We start from the raw sequence: 202 nt of genomic DNA, 5'->3' as shown, positions 1-202 counted from the left end.
GGACGCTACTATAAATTTGATATTCCAGCAACAGTGAACGCAGACGTTCCTGGCGGTGTGGATATCGAAAATACTGCAGCTCAAGTTGTTAACTACTACAACCCAACAACTAAGAAGGTTGAAAAACCAAACAAACCAACTGAAAAACGTGTAAATAGTGTTCCAGTTGACATCGAATTCAACTTCACTAAACGTTTGGAAG

General features: G+C 39.6%; 1 protein-coding gene. It reads left to right on the top strand.

What is annotated here, in order from left to right; genetic code table 11:
* Window positions 1-202: hypothetical protein (locus HMPREF2619_RS09290; RefSeq protein ID WP_148130394.1), on the top strand; the 202-nt coding region annotated here is incomplete at both ends.

Origin of the sequence: Streptococcus sp. HMSC074B11 (assembly GCF_001808705.1) — a bacterium.
Lineage (GTDB): Bacteria > Bacillota > Bacilli > Lactobacillales > Streptococcaceae > Streptococcus.
This window is presented reverse-complemented; position numbering and strand designations above follow the sequence as displayed.